This window comes from bacterium, from assembly GCA_030247525.1.
In the GTDB taxonomy this organism is placed as follows: Bacteria; Electryoneota; JAOADG01; order JAOADG01; family JAOADG01; genus JAOTSC01.
Window position 1 is genome coordinate 1 of record JAOTSC010000065.1, and the last position, 18,557, is coordinate 18,557.

General features: G+C 48.9%; 14 protein-coding genes. 9 read left to right on the top strand and 5 right to left on the bottom strand.

Going from position 1 to position 18,557, the window contains the following annotated elements:
• The 6 genes from OEM52_07585 to OEM52_07610 all read left to right on the top strand — a co-directional run.
• Positions 1-729: hypothetical protein (locus OEM52_07585; protein MDK9699988.1), on the top strand; the 729-nt coding region annotated here is incomplete at its 5' end.
• A 73-nt stretch (positions 730-802) separates the two neighbouring features.
• Positions 803-1,543 carry a class I SAM-dependent methyltransferase gene (locus OEM52_07590; GenBank protein ID MDK9699989.1) on the top strand — a complete coding sequence of 247 codons (741 nt, stop codon included), beginning with the start codon at positions 803-805 and terminating at the stop codon, positions 1,541-1,543.
• Positions 1,540-1,971 (top strand): YigZ family protein, encoded by a 432-nt coding sequence (locus tag OEM52_07595; GenBank protein ID MDK9699990.1) that lies wholly within the window; start codon positions 1,540-1,542, stop codon positions 1,969-1,971. Before OEM52_07590 ends, OEM52_07595 begins: the two co-directional genes overlap by 4 nt.
• A 101-nt stretch (positions 1,972-2,072) precedes the next feature.
• A complete protein-coding gene (locus OEM52_07600) occupies positions 2,073-3,374 on the top strand; it encodes a hypothetical protein (GenBank protein MDK9699991.1) in 1,302 nt (433 codons plus the stop codon).
• A gap of 67 nt (positions 3,375-3,441) precedes the next feature.
• Positions 3,442-4,083 (top strand): DedA family protein, encoded by a 642-nt coding sequence (locus OEM52_07605; GenBank protein ID MDK9699992.1) that lies wholly within the window; start codon positions 3,442-3,444, stop codon positions 4,081-4,083.
• Positions 4,080-5,870, top strand: coding sequence for a M1 family aminopeptidase (locus OEM52_07610; GenBank protein ID MDK9699993.1), 1,791 nt, complete (start codon positions 4,080-4,082; stop codon positions 5,868-5,870). The genes OEM52_07605 and OEM52_07610 overlap by 4 nt, the downstream gene beginning before the upstream one ends.
• Positions 5,871-5,901: 31 nt before the next feature.
• Here the strand turns inward: OEM52_07610 and OEM52_07615 are convergent, their stop codons facing one another.
• The 5 genes from OEM52_07615 to OEM52_07635 all read right to left on the bottom strand — a co-directional run bounded on the left by OEM52_07615 (position 5,902) and on the right by OEM52_07635 (position 13,593).
• On the bottom strand, positions 5,902-7,758 hold the full coding sequence (locus OEM52_07615) for a hypothetical protein (GenBank protein MDK9699994.1): 1,857 nt from the start codon (positions 7,756-7,758) through the stop codon (positions 5,902-5,904).
• Complete coding sequence (locus OEM52_07620; GenBank protein MDK9699995.1) at positions 7,748-8,383, bottom strand: DUF502 domain-containing protein; 636 nt, start codon at positions 8,381-8,383, stop codon at positions 7,748-7,750. Before OEM52_07620 ends, OEM52_07615 begins: the two co-directional genes overlap by 11 nt.
• Before the next feature lie 140 nt (positions 8,384-8,523).
• Entirely contained in the window at positions 8,524-9,744 is a 1,221-nt protein-coding gene (locus OEM52_07625; GenBank protein ID MDK9699996.1) for a metallophosphoesterase, read from the bottom strand.
• Between the two features lie 24 nt (positions 9,745-9,768).
• Complete coding sequence (locus tag OEM52_07630; GenBank protein ID MDK9699997.1) at positions 9,769-12,627, bottom strand: AAA family ATPase; 2,859 nt, start codon at positions 12,625-12,627, stop codon at positions 9,769-9,771.
• 33 nt (positions 12,628-12,660) lie between these two features.
• Positions 12,661-13,593: a hypothetical protein gene (locus tag OEM52_07635; protein ID MDK9699998.1), complete on the bottom strand. Its 933-nt coding sequence runs from the start codon at positions 13,591-13,593 to the stop codon at positions 12,661-12,663.
• Positions 13,594-13,619: 26 nt separating this feature from the next.
• Here OEM52_07635 and OEM52_07640 point away from each other — a divergent pair, with 26 nt between their 5' ends.
• The 3 genes from OEM52_07640 to OEM52_07650 form a co-directional block, all read left to right on the top strand.
• Positions 13,620-14,954 (top strand): replication-associated recombination protein A, encoded by a 1,335-nt coding sequence (locus OEM52_07640; GenBank protein MDK9699999.1) that lies wholly within the window; start codon positions 13,620-13,622, stop codon positions 14,952-14,954.
• 33 nt (positions 14,955-14,987) lie between these two features.
• Complete coding sequence (lptD, locus tag OEM52_07645; GenBank protein ID MDK9700000.1) at positions 14,988-17,831, top strand: LPS assembly protein LptD; 2,844 nt, start codon at positions 14,988-14,990, stop codon at positions 17,829-17,831.
• A gap of 91 nt (positions 17,832-17,922) precedes the next feature.
• The coding region (locus OEM52_07650; protein MDK9700001.1) for a class I fructose-bisphosphate aldolase at positions 17,923-18,557 on the top strand (635 nt) is incomplete at its 3' end.

The following is an 18,557-nucleotide window of genomic DNA, read 5'->3' on the forward strand; positions in this document are numbered from 1 at the left end:
TGGCTTTTCAGTTGGATGTCCGCACAAACAGCATTGCGCGAAGTAGTCGTCAAGATCATGAAGATTCTTCCCGCGGCGATTCAACAAAAAGCGGCTCGCGATGCATTAATGTTGCTTGATCCCGGCGGAGCGATGGCGCTCGCGCTAACTCATCCCTTGCTTACGGTGCCAATTTTACTATGGGCGATTCTGATACCCGTGCGCCATCTCGCCGGCGAACAGGAGCGGGGATTGCTCGATGTCATTCTTGCAAAACCGTTTACTCGATTACAATGGATTGCAGCATTAGTACTGTGGCAAGTCGGTGGATTACTAGTTTTATCACTTGCGGTGGGGGCATCCTTTGCGCGGGCGATTGGGCATTTTCCACCCTTGGAAAATGTAAATGGATGGAGTTTGCTTTACATGACCTTAGCCCAAGCGGCGTGGGGATTTGCTATCGGCGGCTTTACCGCGATTATTGCCGCCCGTTGGGGACGGTTTCGATTGACTCTGGGAGTTGCAATTGCCTTTGTGTTAACGAATTTACTTTGGGAAGTCATCTGCCGCACAATTGGTACTCTGAAACCCTATATTGTATTGTCGTTATGGCATTGGTCGGAGCCCCGTTCGCTGTATCTGGTGCGGGAATCCACCGTAATAAATTGGTTGGTTTTACTGGGTTTCGGTCTTGTTTCCTGGTTGGTTGCCTTGCGAATTTTCCAGCGTCACGACTTAGGGGCGAAGTAACCAAACCCATTAGATATAAATAGAATCGACCATCGGTTCTCGGAACCGTTCGTTTTGAACTGCAGGAGTTAACATGCCTTCGCGCGGATTATACAATTGGTTGCACGAGAATTACGACCGGCTCATCCAATGGCCGGATCGTTTGCAACGTGAGTTACCTGGTCTCATGCTTTGGTTACCCGAGCCCGAAGCCGGGGCGGTGCTCGACCTTGGCTGCGGAACCGGCGGACACATGGCGGCATTACTTGAGCGTGGTTACAAAGTGCATGGCATTGACCTGTCGGAAAAGTTGATCCAAGTCGCTAAAGAGAAGTTATCATCATGGAATCCACCCCTTGAAGTAGGGGATATTGTTGATGGGGTTCCCAAGAATTGGAAGAAGTTTTCGGTGCAACTCTGCTTGGGAAATACCCTTTCACACCTATCGGCGCAACAAGCGATTACATTCGCCCAAAACTCCTACCAGCGTGCCAAAGAAGACGGTATACTGATTATTGAAAACCGCAACTGGGATCGTTTGCTGACAGTGAAAGAGCGCCTGTTGAAACCGGTGCAAACCGACGACTCGATATACATCCGGATGCTCGACTACCCACCGATCGATGGCAACCCGGTTGTGATGACGGTTGCCCTTTGGCAAAAAGGGAAGTGGCAGACGTCGAGTGTTGACCTGTGGCCCCATCGGGCGAAAGAGCTGAATACAATCTTCCAGAACGCAGGGTGGACGTTAGACCGCGCCTGTGCAAATCTATTGGGACAACCGTTTGATGGAGCTACGGCCACTGATTGGGTTGCGATTTGGAGGCGGGCATGATCCAACCCGATCCAATAAGTGCGAAGTTTGGTTCTCCAGCTCGGGTATCTGCAGCAAAAATGGTTTTGGGCGCGTATCATTTTGAAGCACTGCTGTTTCCGGTCTATTCAATGGAAGAAGTAAACGAAGTTCGCAAACGAACGGAAGCCCAATTCAGTAAAGCCGATGCAGTTCCTTATGTGTATGCACTGCCGCCATGCGATCGACCATTAGCGCGGTTTGGTGATCACCGCGAGGTGCCGCAAACTGCTTCAAAAGCAATGTTGCAGGAAATCGAAAAGGCGAAGATTTTGAATGTTCTAATCATAGCTGCGCGATTTGGCAGCGGTTCGCCGCGACCGAATCTCTTATTACAAGCTTATGCGAAATTAGCGCAGGACGCGATTGCAACTGCCGGACGGGCACCCCTGACTCGTCGGCACGATTAGCGTAAGTTACTTAATACTCAAGTTCGAGAAAGTGACGAAGATATGATTACTGAGCAACAGTTAATCGAAGTACCTAAGGTATTGGTTGGATAGTGTTTCGGATGAATATTTCTCCCCGGATGTTTGTAGCTCTCCTTGTTTGTTTTATATGCTATAGTTTTGCGTTAGCCATAAATACCCCTCCAATACGAATCGATGGAATACAAATTGTCGGTAATGACATAACGAAAGACGATGTAATCCTCCGTGAAATAATGATTCTTCCCGGTTCATGGGTTGATTCCGCCGACATTGTGGAAGCAGAACTCCGTATCACGAACTTGAATTTATTCCATCGGGTCGAATGTTTTCCCATCATCCGCAACGACAGTACGATTTTAGCAATCGCTGTAACTGAGAAGTGGTATATTTTCCCGCTTCCCTATGCAAATTGGGTCGGTCCCAATCCCGGCGATTTTGAATATGGATTTCGATATGCACAAGACAATTTCCGTGGTTGGAACCGGTTCTTAGTAGCAACTGCATGGAGTGGCAGCCGTACCGGTATCCAAGGAATGATTTACGACCCCTGGATTCGCGGAACACCAGGATTAGGTGCCTTGGCACAAATTCAATACGAAGAATGGAAAGAAGAGGTTGACGGAGAGCCAGTGGAAGATCGTCGGCGACTCATGACGATATTAGGTATTTTCAAACGGTTTGGCACAGAGATCACACTTCGAACATTTGTCGGTGGGCATCGCTGGCTTCTGGATTCATCCGATGCAATAACGAGAAATGGAAACGATCATTGGTATACATCTCGTTTTGAGTATCAGCGTGACCGAAGGGATTTGATCGAGTTACCCCATCGCGGTGACTATATCCTTTTATGGTTTGAGATGAACCGGTCAGCGGATGTATGGATAAACCGTTATGTAACAGGAGTCGATGCCAGGCAGTACTTGCCGTTGGCGAAACGTTGGACATTATCGGCGGGGATAATCGCGATTGGATCCGATGGACTCGATCCAGAATACATGAGATTGCGGTTAGGGAACACAATTCCCATGCGGGGATATCGCGATTTAAGTATTCCCGGGGGATTTATTGCTAAGGGGGGTATGGATCTTCGTTGGAATGTACTGCCGATTCATTATTACACTTGGCGGACGGCTCCCAAGTGGTTGGCGAAGCATACCCGGAACTGGAAGTATGGCGCGTCGGTTTCACTCTTTCAGGAGATAGGGCAATCGTGGGAAAAGAATGCTCCGTTACAATCGCGCCGACTCTTGAACGGATATGGCGCTGCAGTTTCGTTTTCGTTACCCTATGTCAATGTATTACGTTTCGATCTTGGCTTTAATCCCGAAGATGGATTCTCCGAACCAGCATTTCGGGCGTGGTTAACTGCTGCATATTAGTAATCCTTTGGAATGCTAATGAAAATCATTATTACTCATTGAGTTATATAGCAATATGGAGTAACCGTTGGAAGTTGTATCGTTTCTCATCGATTTTGTGTTACATCTCGACAAACACTTAGTGGAAATCATTTCCGAGTATGGAACTTGGACTTATGCCATTCTATTTCTCGTCATCTTCTGTGAAACCGGATTGGTTGTGACACCTTTTCTACCGGGCGATTCATTGTTGTTCGTTGCGGGTGCGCTTGCCGCCGCCGGTTCATTCGATGTATTTCTGCTTTTCGGTTTATTGTTTGCCGCAGCAGTGCTTGGTGATAATACCAATTATGCGATTGGAAACTATCTCGGACCAAAAGTCTTTTCAAAAACCAACAGCAAAATATTTCGAAAAGAGTATCTTGACAAAACCCATAAATTTTTCGAGAAGTATGGTGTGAAAACAATTATCATCGCCCGGTTTGTTCCCATCGTTCGAACTTTTACCCCGTTCATTGCTGGGGTGGGGAAAATGTCGTATTGGAAATTTCTCAGTTTCGATCTGGTGGGGGGATTGATATGGATTGGCTCGCTGGTGTTTGCCGGCTTCTTCTTCGGAAACATCCCATTCATCAAAAATAACCTATCGTTTGTAATCATTGCGATTATTTTACTATCGGTTCTGCCGGCAATCATTGAAGTCATTCGCGAGAAAAGGAAAACCCGATGATTCGAGCTTTAGGAATACTTCTCCTCGCTATCGGAGGAATCGTTTGCGCGGCAACGCCCAATCCTCCGGTTGTTGCTCATTCGATGCATTTAACATTGCATACCGACACTCACATCTTGGTTGGAATCGATACGATTCGTGTTAAAGAAGGAAGTGTCGATTTTCTGCTGTCGAAAAGCTGCGAGGTCTTTGCGAATCAAATAGTCGGAAAGAAGCTTGTCCCGTTGCCGGTTGTGCCGGCTTTGGAGAAAATGAAGCCGGAATCCGACGATGAGAAGCAATGGCTCGAAGATGCCCAGCTGTTTCGGGTCGAAGGCGACCAGACAGTTGTGGTAACATGGCGCGGCACTTTCAACGACTCTTCCTCCAATACGCTGTTTTCGCGGGAACAGGTAGCCGATGTACCCAATGGTGTGATAAGCAAGACTGGAGTCTTTCTCTCTACATCAGCGTTGTATTATCCATATACCCCGGAAAGTATTCAAGAGTTTACTGTAACGATAACGACCCCACCGGGTTGGACTCCGGTTACAACCGGTCTCCGGAAGAAAATGGGGCTTGCTTCTGAGAAGTATGTCCAATGGTCGTTCGGCGGCCCATGGCAAATCGATGCATTAACAGTCGCTGCGGGTGAATTTGTTGTCCGTCAGACCGACACCCTTGGTATCGTTGTGGAAACCTGTTTCTCACCTGCCCGCGATTCGTTATCGGCAACGTATCTCAGCGCAGTGAAAAAGTATCTTGCTCGTTACTCGAATCAATTCGGTACTTATCCTTGGCCGTCGTTTTCGGTGGTGGAGGCGTTCTTCCCCGCCGGGTATGGGTTACCGGGTTTTACATTTCTCGGTTCGGAGGTCATCGCACTTCCCTTTATCGTCTCGACATCGCTTGGGCATGAAGTGTTGCACAATTGGTGGGGAAACGGCGTGTATGTCCCGAGTAACGGCGGAAATTGGTGTGAAGGATTGACCACTTACGGGGCCGACTGGGCTTACAAAGCCGACAAAAGCGAAAAGGATGCCGCTGAATATCGCCGGGGATTGATCAAGGATTTTGCCAGTTACGTGAACGATGGCAACGATTTTGCCTTGCGGAATTTCACTTCGCGCTCCAGTGGCGCAACCCGTGCTGTCGGTTACGGAAAATGCGCTTTTCTCTTCCATTCGTTAGAGCGGGAAATCGGGAAAGATGCGTTTCTAAGCGGTCTCCAATTATTCTTTAACCAGAACAAGTACCGTTACGCCGGATGGCAGGAAATGGAGCAATGTTTTGCCCAAACCAGTAACCGGGATCTGAAAGCATTTTTTAGCGAATGGCTGGATAAAACTGGCGCTCCGGTAGTGACCTCCGCCGATCCAGAATTTAATGTTTGGCGGCAACCACTGCCCGGCGAAATTCCCCCATCGCTTTCAGATTTGTATGGGGCGAATCGAGTGCTTTGTATCCAACCATCAACTGGTAATGCATCACTCGATTCTGCATTCCGGAAATTAGCCGAGGCAATGTTTGATACGACGTTACGATGGATTGAAAAGCGACCGGATGATGATGGGAAACAACCCTATGTCATTCTCGGAATGAACATTCCGGAATCGTCTCGAGCGCCTGCCGCCGGGAACTCGGCTGCGTATGTTCGCGGTACTTCCGAGGGCAGATTAATCGGTTGTTTCACTGCTTCTGACGAAAAAGGAGTTGCTTTTTTAATTCGGAAAGCGCCGCATTATGGGAAGTACACCTACATCGAATTCGATCCCAGTGGTAAGAACATCATCAAGGAAATGAAATAGTCTACGAGGGCGCTGCGAAGCGCCCTTTTCTTTACCAATATCTTGCTAACACAATAGAGACATCGTTCTGCATATACTTGCCACGTGGCGAGCGGCTGACATACAGCATGGAAGCTTTGCCATAACAGCGCCAACCGTTACCGGGAATCCGTTCGATGGCAGCAATCGGCCCGATCCCGGCGACATCGGTTTCGGCGATGCGGGTCGATCCTCCAGCGCGCTGTTCAAAGCGAAACGGTGACCGCCGATAGGCAGTGATACCGGATTCGATAATCGTATGATGAATCGGAAACCGGTACCGCATACTTCCGACAAACGTATGAATTTCTTCCGATACCGATTGTTCGTAACGTTCGCGATTGAAGTAACCGCGATCCTCGAAATCTGCCCGCAAGTGCCAGAGTAATACTCCAATCCCGATAAAAAGTGAGAGCGAATCGACGAACGTTAACCTCCGCGAGAGCACGTCGCGTAACGGTTGATTCACCAACTTGAAATCGTACAGGACATAGGTTGCCGCAACTTCGGTTCGAAACTTATGCGTGTTTGCAAACCAAGTCTGGCTTATGTCCGAACCGATTTGATAGGTACGAGTGGCGCGGTTTGTGGAAGATTGATACTTCGACAAATACTTGTTATTGAGGTTTAATACCGATACATCGCCGGACCAGCGTACTCCCGACGCCACCATTTTTTTTGCAGCAGTAACAATGCGCCAACGATACTCGTCGCGGTCATTGTAGTCGAGTGAATCGGGGGTATCAGTACGGGTAGCATTTGCTTGTAACAAAATTGTCAAACTATCGAACGAGGCATTTCCCACCCCGCCGAAAATGTCAAATCCCTCGCTTCGGTCGTATTGAACCAATTGTCCACTGCGGGATGATTGGTAACCGAACCGGTAGGCAATGTTAGTTTCGGCAGCGTTTTTGCGAAAGCTCCAAGCAATCTGATTTTCGTCACGCAGGTGTGAGAAAGAAGGTAATGTCTCCCCTTGACGAACCCGAGCGCCATCGATATCGGCAGTCAATCGCCATTCCCCGTTTTTTGCGGGAAACCGCACGCCAATTCGACTATTGCCCTGCCATTCGTTTCTGCGATACGAAGCGTCGCCGGGAATATCGCGCAGGATTCGTTGTACTCTCCCCTCCCATAATAATTCTGTTTCATCGCTCGCATAAAACCGGTTTATAAGAAAACCGAGATTGCCTAATGCATCCTCACGGGGACTTAACCAAGCGTGACGGTAGTCAGTGGTTGCTTGGATGCGCCAGTCTGACCACTGCACCGAATCGATTAGAAAGCGCCATTCAGTTGCTGGACCAAATCCGGCATCGCCCTGATCTTCATCGTATGCGATACCGATGTTTGCATTGGTAACGATGGTTTTGTTGCTGTGTGTTACGCCGCCAAGGAGACGTCCCCGCTCTTGAATAAGTTCCTGACCGGTTACCATTTGGTTGGTTGGTCGAATTGAGTAATCCCGAGTTATGATACCTGCAGTACCTAACTCGGCTGGTTTACCGATTTGGCGGTCGCGAAATCCCTCGGCATCGGTCAAACCCGTAATGCTCCAGTTATCGCTTACTTGCCAGTCGTAACGGAAATTTAGTTTTAGGTTTTCTTTGAAATGAGGTTCAAATCCGCTTACGGTACGACTTAAAACGCTCGATTGAATATCGAGCATTCCAGTTTCGCGGGGAGCAAAAAATTGCCGGTGAAGTCCAAATAATCCCGATCGCTCGTTGACCGCTTCGCGATAACCAAATCCAACCGAATCCTGCGAAAAGTCAATCGGAGCCTGCGCCTCAACAGTTCCACACCAGCCGAGGGCAAGGGAGACGATGAGCCGGTTGATGCGTGTCCATTTCCGTAGGTTATGAATCATCGCCTTTTGATTGAACGACACCAAAACTAAAGAGCAGTTTCAATCCCTCTTCCACACTCATTTGTGCCGGTATCAGTACATCGCGCGCATAATACATTAACAGTCCAGTGGTTGGCGGAGCGAAGGGAACATACACCGATGTCATCTGTTTGTTTTCAAAGCCGGGAAACTTGTAGGTAGATTCCCCAATTACGAAACCAATAGTGTAACCCCCTTCATAAGGCGCCCACACCACTTCACGAAAGAATTGCTCCTGACCGCCGAAAACCGCGCGTGACAAGGGTTGTATTGTAGAATAAATCGTGCGGATTATAGGAAGCTTTTCAAACCATTCGTTGGTTTGGGAGAAAAACTTCTTTCCGATGTAAAACCGGGCAACCCAACCAATCAAGAGGAGAACAAGAAACAAAGCAATTAAACCAGGTCCGTAGAGCAGTTGATCGGGAGGGATTTCTACCCCGAAGTGAATAAGCGCCCACCGCACTGGCTCGGCAAGCAGCCCATCGAGGAATTGTAACAGTTTTAATAGCAGCCAAATCGTAACTGCGACCGGTGTTACGACCAGCAAACCGCTCATCAAAGTCCGTTGCAGCCAATTTGCTGTATCTTTGCTCTTCTCCGTCACATTTCCTCACTTTCTGCTTTAGCATACTTTTTTGTTCTGCGACAATTTGCTTCGATGTAAGCAGTAATGGAACCAATCTCGATGGTGGTCTAAGCAAAGACTATAAACGAATGACGCCTACACACCGATATGTCAATCGTTCACTTTGGCAAATACTCGATTTTATTGCGTTTGAGGGCTTGTAGTCCAATATCCAACGCATCCGAAAGCAACTTTACCGCTGCGGCATCGCCCCGCTGTTCCGCATCGCGAATACGGTCTCGTAAATTCTTGACAAACACCGCTTCGGTTGTACTCCCCTGCATTAGCGCGTCAAAATCCCAATCCGGTTGTACTTGATTATCTACATCGAGACCGAAACACAATTCGGCGACATCTTCTAATCGTGGTGCTTGGAATCTCCCTAATGGAGCTCGTCCGGTAATTGTCAAGCGGACGTAATCGTCGGAGGTAACGCCTGCAGTCGCGAAGCTCTCTTTGATCATATTCATCAAATCGGAAGTATCGGAATTCACTTCGACAACGATTTTCATGACCCGGCAGCGGTCGAGCGAAAACTGCCAACAGCGTTCGGGAGCGACCCCACCCGGTTCCACATCGAGAATAGTAACGCCGGTTTCACCGCTGTTTTTTCGCAAGACTGCGAGACTGCCCGAATAACCGGCGGCAATTTTGTCGCCACGTAAATGTTTACTTTGACGATGAAAATGACCCATTGCGGTGTAATCGTACTGCAGTTTAAAGAGTTCGCCTTCTGTCATCGGCGCTACCGTGTCCTGTCCTTCAGGCAGGGTGCCCAAACTGCCATGGATGCAAAGCAATTCGATTGGCGAATCTCCACGCCGTGGTACTCCGGTCAAGGCTGGCTCGGTTTTCTTCGCTTGCGAAACAAACGAGCGCGCAGTAACGGCGAACTCGTAAAACTCGAAGCGTTGCCATTCTCCACTTGCGATATAAATATGATCGCCATAGACACTGGTACTATTCGACCGCTTTGCCGTTAACTGTTTGTTGTAATGCGAAAGCAGATAAAACGGATCGTGATTGCCTGCCGCAATTACCACCGGAATCGGGGCAAACGCATTCAATGCTGCGATGGCGTGATCGACATCCTTGAGCGAAACATCTTCATTTTGAAAGAGATCACCAGGTAGCAAAACAACGTCGACACGAAACTTCCGGGCAATTTTCGGGAGTTCATCAACGTACCGCAACAACTCCTCACGACGGCTCTGTGCGCGGGTATCGGTCAACATCGATGGTTCGGCGCCGATATGCCAATCAGAACTTTGCAAGACCCGAATCGTTCCCGGGGTTACAGTAGCCGGAATATCCGGTAACACGATTTCTTTCGTTTTCATAAGCCTTCCCAATGGGGTGCAATTTTAATCCGTTAAAGTAACAATTCGTACCGGTTCCGGTTGGGTACGCTGCCAAACTGCATGGCGTTGTTCATGACAGGTGAACAGGATAATTTGCCGTTCCCGAGCCGCCTTCTGCAAGAGTTCCATGCCGGAAACGAAACGAATGTCGTCGCAGTGGGCAAACGGTTCATCCAGTAGTATCGGAAGCGGTTCGTTGCCGCCCAAATAATCGGCAATCGCAAACCGGACCGCCAAATAGAGTTGTTCCCGGGTTCCGGTGGAGAGTGCCGACAATTCGTTTTCCTCTAATCGTCGACCATTTTTGAGAATTACTGAGAACGACAAATCTGGGGCAAAATCGATCCGGGAAATCGAACCACCAAACGCTTCACCTAATAGCGATGCCGATTGGTTTAATGCAATAGCCCAAGTGGCATGTAACTTCGTCGATATCGAGGTTAATTCTGTTATGGCAATCGCCGCCGCATCGCGAAAAGCGGTAGTGCGATCCCGGGCCGCTGTTAATTCACCGATCCGTTGTTGCAGTTTACCAGCGCTTTCCCATTTCGATTGGATTGTTTGAACTCGATGCGATAAATCGGTGCGCTCCTGCATCAACTCGTCTCGCTCCCGATATGCCTCCGATACGATAGTGTGCGCATCTTTTCCGCTGTACTCCGGCGGTAACGGAGATAGTGCGTTCAAATTTAATTTGCTTTGCAAGCTCTTTGCCAGCGACTCAAATCGTGTTCGTTCGGCGACTGGTAACAAACGGTTCTCGAGCGACGGAATCGTTTCCTGTCGTAACCGCTCCAGCTCTCGTTTCTTTGCGAACGCATGTTTTAGCCACTCCAACCGCTCCGTTAATGGTAAAGCGTTGGGGGCTCCGGCGGAGGCGGCCATATTGTTGAGTTGGTGTGTGAGATCGTCGATTTCCGCTGATTTAGTGGCGCACAATTGTTCCGCTTCGACGACAACCCGTGCAGCTTCCCGTTCTTCATTTTGTCGCCGGGCAATTTCTTTCCATTTTTCTACCCGGGATTCGAGTAAAACCTCGCTTACTGAATTCGGATCAATCGGCGTCTGCAACTCGGCTGCGATTCGCACCAGTTCCCGGATATTTTCATTCATCCCTTCCAGGTATCGTTCGACTTCTCGAAGACAGGATTCCCATCGATGATACGCCGTTTTCCCGGCATGACGTTTCTGCAATGCCTCTAAAATATCCTTGTTACCGTAGATCTCGAGAATCTTGCCGATTTCACCAATACGTTTCGATAACTCCTGATACAGCTCTTCTAAGGGAACCAGTTTTTCCGTGAGTTCTTTTCGCTTTTGCTCGATTCTACTGGAATTTTCCTCATAGGAACGCTGCGCCGATTGTTTCTCACGCTTACTATAAAACGCGGTAGTTAGGGCTATTGCAAAGGCAATCGACACCACAGAGATTCGGGCAATATCACTCAGTAAAAAGAGACTCAGGAGTCCAATCGTTCCACCAATGACAGAAACCAATTGAAGCCGGTTACCGGATTTGTGGTGCTTGTCTCGCAGGACGTTGGCTTGCAGTAATTCCTCATCCAATGCCTTATTGTCGCTATGGGTCGTCCGTTTCGCGTCGGTGTAATAGGAGATATGCTGAGGCATTGTCAAAATGAGCGTCTCATCCTGAGGTAGTAACTGTTGCCATTTCGACTCCATTGAACGATAGGTGGTTGGCTCGATCCCCATCTTGGCAAGTGAACTTTCAGCTTCTCGCAGTGCGGTTTCTGCCTGTTTCCATTTCGTTGCCGCATCGCTCCAATTCTTACGAATCCGTTGAAATTCACTGATGGTATCCGTAGAAATCGGCACCGTCGCTCCGATTTCGGTAAGGCGTGCTCGCGTCGTTTCCGCTTGTTTTCGTAGCGCCCATAACCGCGGTTCGGTTTGCTCACTGAATTGCTTCCGGGCATTCTCGTATACACCGTAGGTTTTTTGGAGCGACTCTTCGTAAATTGTTGCGACCACCTCGTACGGTTTTAATTCTTCGAGTTGCTTTCGAGTAGTATCGAGTTGCTCGGATACTTCATTATCGGCTTTGAGACGAGCGCTTGTCTGATCCCATTCTTCGATGTCACGCTGCTGTTGCGCAGTCGCTGCAATCCGTTCCAATTCCGGTAGGCGAATTTCGATTTCCTCGAACCGGCTGACGGTCTGAGCGACTGCTTCGTATTCGGATTGTAAGAGTTGGTACTCTTTACTCGTTCGCTCGATCTCACGTTCCAATTCACTCAATTCGTATTCGATTTTTGCACTACCAGAGAGTAGCGGGAAGGGGTAGAATCGCAACGCTGATTGAATCGCCTGTAATGCCCGTTCGGTTGTCGATTCGCTGGTGTTAGTGTCGGCAATCCGCTGGATAGCTTCAGTTAAGGTGGTGCGCGGTTCACGGTCGAGTCGTAACTCAGTTTGCGAAAGAAAGATTGTTTTGAGGGCATCACTAAGTGTCAACCCGGTTAACCGTTTGCCGGTTTCGTCATGGGAACCGGGGTAAAATTCTTGGGTAACGTCGCGGAGGGTTTCTAAATCAAGGATTGCAGGGTGGCGGGGTTTCTTCTGGAAGTCGCGACGAACCCGCAATCGTCTTCCTTGTATAGTTACATCGAGGGCAATACGGAACGGGGTTTCGCTCCACGGTTGGTACAATCGCACCCGTTGGGCAATCTCTTTGTTACTTTTTGCATCGGGAATACCATACAGTCCGAACAGAATTGCATTTGCCAGTGTCGATTTCCCTGCTTCGTTCCGGTCGACTACAAGCGTTAAGCCGGGTGTGGATAAATCCCATTCCCCGGTTAATTTACCAAACCCATCGATTTTAATGTGTGCAATGTACATTTCATTCAGCGAATGTGATTCGTGTAAACAGCACTAATTGATTCCCGTTGCAGTATAGGTATAGGTCAACCAATGAGTCCAATTGTCAGGTGTGTCTTTGAACCGACGTACGGCATATCCCACAATGATACCGTTGTCACTGGTTGCTAATGCCGCGCCATAGCTTTCCCCGTGTCGACCCCCTTGCATATACCTTCCGATCCGGGCAGAGGCATGATCCGAGACCGACCAATCCAACCCATACCCCCAGTTTTTCTTCATTTGATCAACCATTGCTGCCGTATATAGGTTTCGGCTTGCCGCGCCGGAGGTTAGTAGCAACGTTGAGATTTTGTAAGCGGCTCCGACCTCATATCTTCCCGTTTCACTGAGGGTTTTCATCCCCACCACATTTTTTGCTGCACCGCCAAGTCGGATGCTCCCGAGACTAAAGAGAAACCCGAAATCCAATCCGAGACCGGAAACCCATTTCCCTCCTGGATATCGCTGTTCCCAGACAACTTTTGCGGCGCCGCCGATTGGTAACCCGTATAGTTTGTCGGTTAATGCAAAGAGGATTTGACTGGAACGGATTTCCGAAGTGTCGGGTTTAATCATCCGACGCATGTACATCAGCCCTGCGGACATCGCTTCGCTGTCACTTGGACGACGAACGACAATCCCCCACGATTCCGGGAATGTCGCTGTGGTGTCGGTAGCAAAAAACTCAAGTTGCATAGAGCCGTCGCTATTGGCGGTTGCCGGATTTGCATATATCGCTGCCGGATCCCACGACAACGCTGCGCCATATCCACCCATGGCGACAATCCGCCCGCCTACGACCGATTGCGCAAAGAGGCTACTTGCACACACGAGTAACAGGATAACAAATGTGATTGGTTTCATTATGGGTAAAGTAGTGTTTCGCGTACGGTTCGCCAAAGCCGGGAGATGTTTTGCCGGATAGCTGCAATACCGTAAATTCATACACAATGAGCGATCTCTTCCCCGAAATGGTCCCGATAATTTCCCCCTTAGAAGGTGGGAATGCCGCCGACGCACCCCTCGCAGAGCGAATGCGACCGCGTACGCTCGATCAATTTGTCGGTCAACGTCATTTGATAGGTCCCGCTTCCGTTCTCCGCAAGCTCATCGAACGGGGAAAGCCGATGTCGTTTATCTTCTGGGGCGAACCGGGCATCGGGAAAACGACGTTAGCCCGGCTGTTAGCAACCGAATTCGACCGGGAATTTCACCAAATGTCGGCAGTGCAAGTCGGTTTAGCCGATGTCCGCACTGTGATCGAACGTGGGCGGCAATTGGCGAAAATCGGAAAAGGGCTGGTCTTCTTCCTCGATGAAATTCACCGGTTCAACAAAGCCCAGCAAGACGCATTGCTTCCAGCAGTGGAAGAGGGATCGGTCATTCTGATTGGGGCGACTACCGAAAACCCCTCGTTTGAGGTTATTGGAGCGTTGCTTTCGCGCTGCCGGGTACTCCGATTCTTTCCACTTGTTGCTGAAGATTTGACTATTTTGCTTGATCGGGCGCTGCGGGAAGATGAGAAACTCGCTCAATTACAATCGAGTTTCGAGGAGGATGCAAAAGCAGCCTTAATCGAATTATCCGGCGGTGATGCGCGGGTATTGTTGAACACCGTCGAATTGGCTGTCGAATTGGCGGCTACCGGTGCGACGGAAGGATCCCCATTTACCGTCACCAAAGAGGTCGTTGCACAGGCGGCGCTGGAGCGGTCGGCGAAGTACGATAAAGGCGGTGAACAGCATTTCGATATCATAAGTGCATTCATCAAATCGATGCGGGGAAGTGACCCCGATGCCGCAGTTTATTACCTTGCCCGGATGTTGCAAGGCGGCGAAGACCCGCTATTCATAGCCCGGCGGATGATTATCTTAGCCAGCGAAGATATTGGAAATGCACAACCATTGGCGTTATTAGTGGCAAACGCCGCTTTTCAGACAGTACATCAAATCGGGATGCCAGAAGCGCGTATCATTTTATCGCAAGCGGCGGTGTATCTTGCTACTTGTCCGAAATCGAATGCATCCTATATGGCGATAAGCGCTGCGATGGCGGAAATCCAAGAATCCGGTGATGTCCCCGTACCACTGCACATGCGGAATGCTCCGACCAAGTTGATGAAGCAAATGGGTTATTCCGAAGGATATAAATACGATCACGACCATGGCGGTTTTTCCGGGCAACAACATTTACCGGGTGAAGTTGCGGACAAAGTGTTTTACCATCCGAAGCAAATTGGCAATGAGAGTAAAATCGCGGAACATTTAAAGTATCTTTGGCCGGAACGTTATCCTGATGAAAAGTAGCTGGCGAATAGCAAACGCACGAATATTACAAACATGAATCGACCACTGGTTACAATCTTCTTTCTTCTGATTTGTTTCACATCCCTTGCCTTCGCGGCGGATGTACCTCAGCTCGTAGCCCCGGCGCCGGTCGATACGAATAAAACAAAACCGGTAATTCTCGATACTCTTTTAGTCGATACGTTGAAGCTCGATTCTCTCAAAACCGATTCATTGCAAAAGAAATCCGAATTGGATACGGTTGTCAATTATACCGCCGATAATATTCGCCTCCATGCTAAGAGCAAGGTGACCGAACTCATCGGAAAAGCGCACGTTTTTCATAAAGGGATGGATTTAACGGCGCACAAGATTATCGTTGATTGGGATCGCAACATGGTATTTGCCGAAGGGCGTCCTGATACGCTCTGGATGGTTACTACGATGACCCAAGTCGATACGATAATATTTGTCGAAACACCACTCTTTCTCGACCGCTCCAGTGGTAACGGCGATAGTCTCCGCGGTTATAAAATGGAACTCAATCTGGAGACGAAAAAAGGCCGGGTGTTTGTAGGAAAAACCGCGATTGAGCAAGGACGGTATCGCGGCAGTGTGATGAAGCGGGTTGAAGAACAAGTGCTGTTTGTGAAAGATGGTGATTTTACAACCTGTGATTCCGACGAACCGCATTACCATTTTCACAGCAAACGAATGAAGATTTTGTATCGCGATAAACTCATCGCACAGCCGGTCATGCTATACTTCGGTGACATTCCGACGATGATCGTACCCTACGGAATATTCTCGCTCAAGCCGGGACGCCACAGCGGATTAGTCGTGCCCAGTTACGGCGAATCGACCAACGAAGGACGTTACTTCAAACACCTCGGTTACTATTGGGCACCGAACGATTACTGGGATACGAAAACGACGTTCGATTTCTATGAGAAGTATGGCACCGTCTGGAATTTGAACAACAATTATGCGGTACGATACAAACTTAACGGCTACCTAAACGGTAGTTTCATCAACCAACACAAGGATGAATCCCGAACACAGCGTTGGGTGGGGAGTTGGGGGCATTCGCACGACATCGATCCGACGCAACGGATACGTGCCGATGTGAATTACGTAAGCGATGCAACCTATTACAAGGACTTCTCGAACAATCTGGACGAACGGTTAACCGCAGAAGCACGCTCGAATATTTCTTACTACAAAAATTGGCCAGATACCCGTGCCTCGATTTCGGCGAACTTAGCTGGAGTAAAAAACCTCAACAATAGCGACTATAACATCACCTATCCCCAATTCAATTTCCGGTGGAACGATGGCCCGTTGCTCAATAAAACGAAAAAGAATGTGGTCACCAGCTTTGGCGGACCGCCCCGCGTTGGTGAGGGTTCAACACCGGAACAAATCAAATCGCCCAGTGACGAAACGCCCTTTTTAGAAACAGTCACCTATGGGTACAATTTGGCGGTTTCCAATCGGGAATTTGGTGTCAATCGCGAACGATCCGATTCCACCAAATACTTGGAAATAACTGTAAACCAAGGCGCACAACATACATTTAACATGTCAGCGCCAAAGAAAGTATTTAAGCATTTCAACACCAACACCGGATTTCGAGTAACCCACGACTGGGCGCCGCGTGTCACTAAATTCTCGCTGAACGATAGTTCGCAAGTTGATTCCGTGCAGCAACTTTATATCGACAGTGAACAGGATCGCGGTTTCTTCACGCGCACGACTTTTTCGTTGAGTACTGGAATCGGCACCAAGTTTTATGGAATGATGGATCCCAAAGGGGCTTTTGGGTTATCGGGTGTCCGTCATGTCGTTACCCCGAATCTTTCGTTCAGTTATACCCCTGATTTCACCGACCGGAAATTCGGGTATGTAAAACGTTTTCAGGATCCGGTAACCGGACAAGACCTGCAGTTTGGTACCGGATATTACCGTACCCAATACTTCGATCCGTGGGCTGGAACAACGGCGGGTTCGACACCTCGGGGTAAGACCCTATCTGCCGGTTTCAGCGTCAACAATCTCTTTCAAGGGAAATATGAGGAAGGCGAAGAATCCAAGAAGATCGACTTGTTTACGTGGGATTTGTCGACTGCATACAACTTTGCCGCCGATAGTTTGAAGTGGTCGAATCTTACGATGAGTGGTCGGGCGAGTCCTTACAGCAGTGGCAAAGGACTCATCTCATCGGTCAGCTTCGATCTGTCCACCCAGCACAGTTTTTATCAGTACCATTACAGTGACCCATCTCGGAAAATTGGAACCGTCATTGATAAATTTTATTGGGAGCGCGCCGAGTCGTTTCCCAAACTCCTCCGTTATGTTTATGGCAATGCCAACATTTCTCTGCGATGGCAAAAGCCGCAACCTCAGGTCGAAGAAACCAAGGAAGACTCTGCTGCTGCAGTGGAACGCCTTGCCAACGAAGGGGTGTTGGGAATCCCGGACGATGTACTCGCCCAACAAAACGACCCATATCTGAGTGGTGGTTTGGTGACAGGAAGTTCTGACCGTCCGCAGGTCGCGCCGCCGCAATCAAAATGGGAAGGCTCGACATCGTTGATTTTATCCTACAATGTGCCGGATCCCTTGACCCATCTGAAAGAAGCACGTCTGGTGAATACGATTAACCTGTCGTTGACGCCGACTTGGAATATTGGGTACGGAGCTACTATCGATTTAATCACCCGCAAGGTATTGGTGGGAACCATCTCGACCCGCAAGGATTTACACTGTTGGGAAGCGATGTTGACGTGGAATCCGCAGGGCATTGGCGAAGGATTCTACTTGCGCATCAATGTCAAGAGTGCCGACCTCCAAGACCTCAAAGTCGAACGAAAGAAAGGCAGGGGCGGGATAGGGTGATTTGATTGACCGGAATTCGAAAAATTTACTGAAACTCTTGAATTCTGTGAGATTTCTATTACATTATGCAATACACAAAAGGAGTACATTCATGATCAATCTCTATCAAATTCTTGAGCAACTTCCGGAAACCGACCATGCACTGCTCAACCATGAATGCAAGACGATTCCGAAAGCGATGCTCTCGCTGCCCGGCGCTGATTTCCTCGACCGTACACTGGTTTATTCAGATCGAAATCCCCAAGTGTTGCGCAGCCTCCAGCAAATTTTCGATCATGGTCGCTTAGGTGGAACCGGTTATCTTTCGATTTTACCGGTCGACCAAGGGATCGAGCATTCGGCGGGTGCGTCTTTTGCACCGAATCCAATCTACTTCGATGCCCAGAATATCGTCAAACTTGCGATCGAAGGGGGTTGCAATGCTGTCGCCTCAACCTACGGGGTGTTAGGTTCGGTTGCGAGGAAGTATGCGCACAAGATTCCGTTCATCGTGAAAATCAATCACAACGAATTGCTCACGTACCCGAACAAAGCCGATCAAATCCTTTTCGGTACAGTTGAAGAAGCGTGGAATATGGGCGCTGTTGCGGTAGGAGCGACAATCTATTTCGGTTCCAATGAGTCGGGTCGTCAAATCGTCGAAATCGCACAAGCCTTCCATCGCGCCCACGAACTGGGAATGGGTACGGTTTTGTGGTGTTACATCCGGAATAATGCGTTTAAAGT

Excerpts from the sequence above, each read along its gene's own strand:
- OEM52_07630 (MDK9699997.1), bottom strand. The coding sequence starts at position 12,627 with ATGTACATTGCACACATTAAAATCGATGGGTTTGGTAAATTAACCGGG.
- OEM52_07595 (MDK9699990.1), top strand. The coding sequence starts at position 1,540 with ATGATCCAACCCGATCCAATAAGTGCGAAGTTTGGTTCTCCAGCTCGG.
- lptD (MDK9700000.1), top strand. The coding sequence starts at position 14,988 with ATGAATCGACCACTGGTTACAATCTTCTTTCTTCTGATTTGTTTCACA.
- OEM52_07615 (MDK9699994.1), bottom strand. The coding sequence starts at position 7,758 with ATGATTCATAACCTACGGAAATGGACACGCATCAACCGGCTCATCGTC.
- OEM52_07590 (MDK9699989.1), top strand. The coding sequence starts at position 803 with ATGCCTTCGCGCGGATTATACAATTGGTTGCACGAGAATTACGACCGG.
- OEM52_07625 (MDK9699996.1), bottom strand. The coding sequence starts at position 9,744 with ATGAAAACGAAAGAAATCGTGTTACCGGATATTCCGGCTACTGTAACC.
- OEM52_07640 (MDK9699999.1), top strand. The coding sequence starts at position 13,620 with ATGGTCCCGATAATTTCCCCCTTAGAAGGTGGGAATGCCGCCGACGCA.
- OEM52_07600 (MDK9699991.1), top strand. The coding sequence starts at position 2,073 with ATGAATATTTCTCCCCGGATGTTTGTAGCTCTCCTTGTTTGTTTTATA.
- OEM52_07610 (MDK9699993.1), top strand. The coding sequence starts at position 4,080 with ATGATTCGAGCTTTAGGAATACTTCTCCTCGCTATCGGAGGAATCGTT.
- OEM52_07635 (MDK9699998.1), bottom strand. The coding sequence starts at position 13,593 with ATGAATTTACGGTATTGCAGCTATCCGGCAAAACATCTCCCGGCTTTG.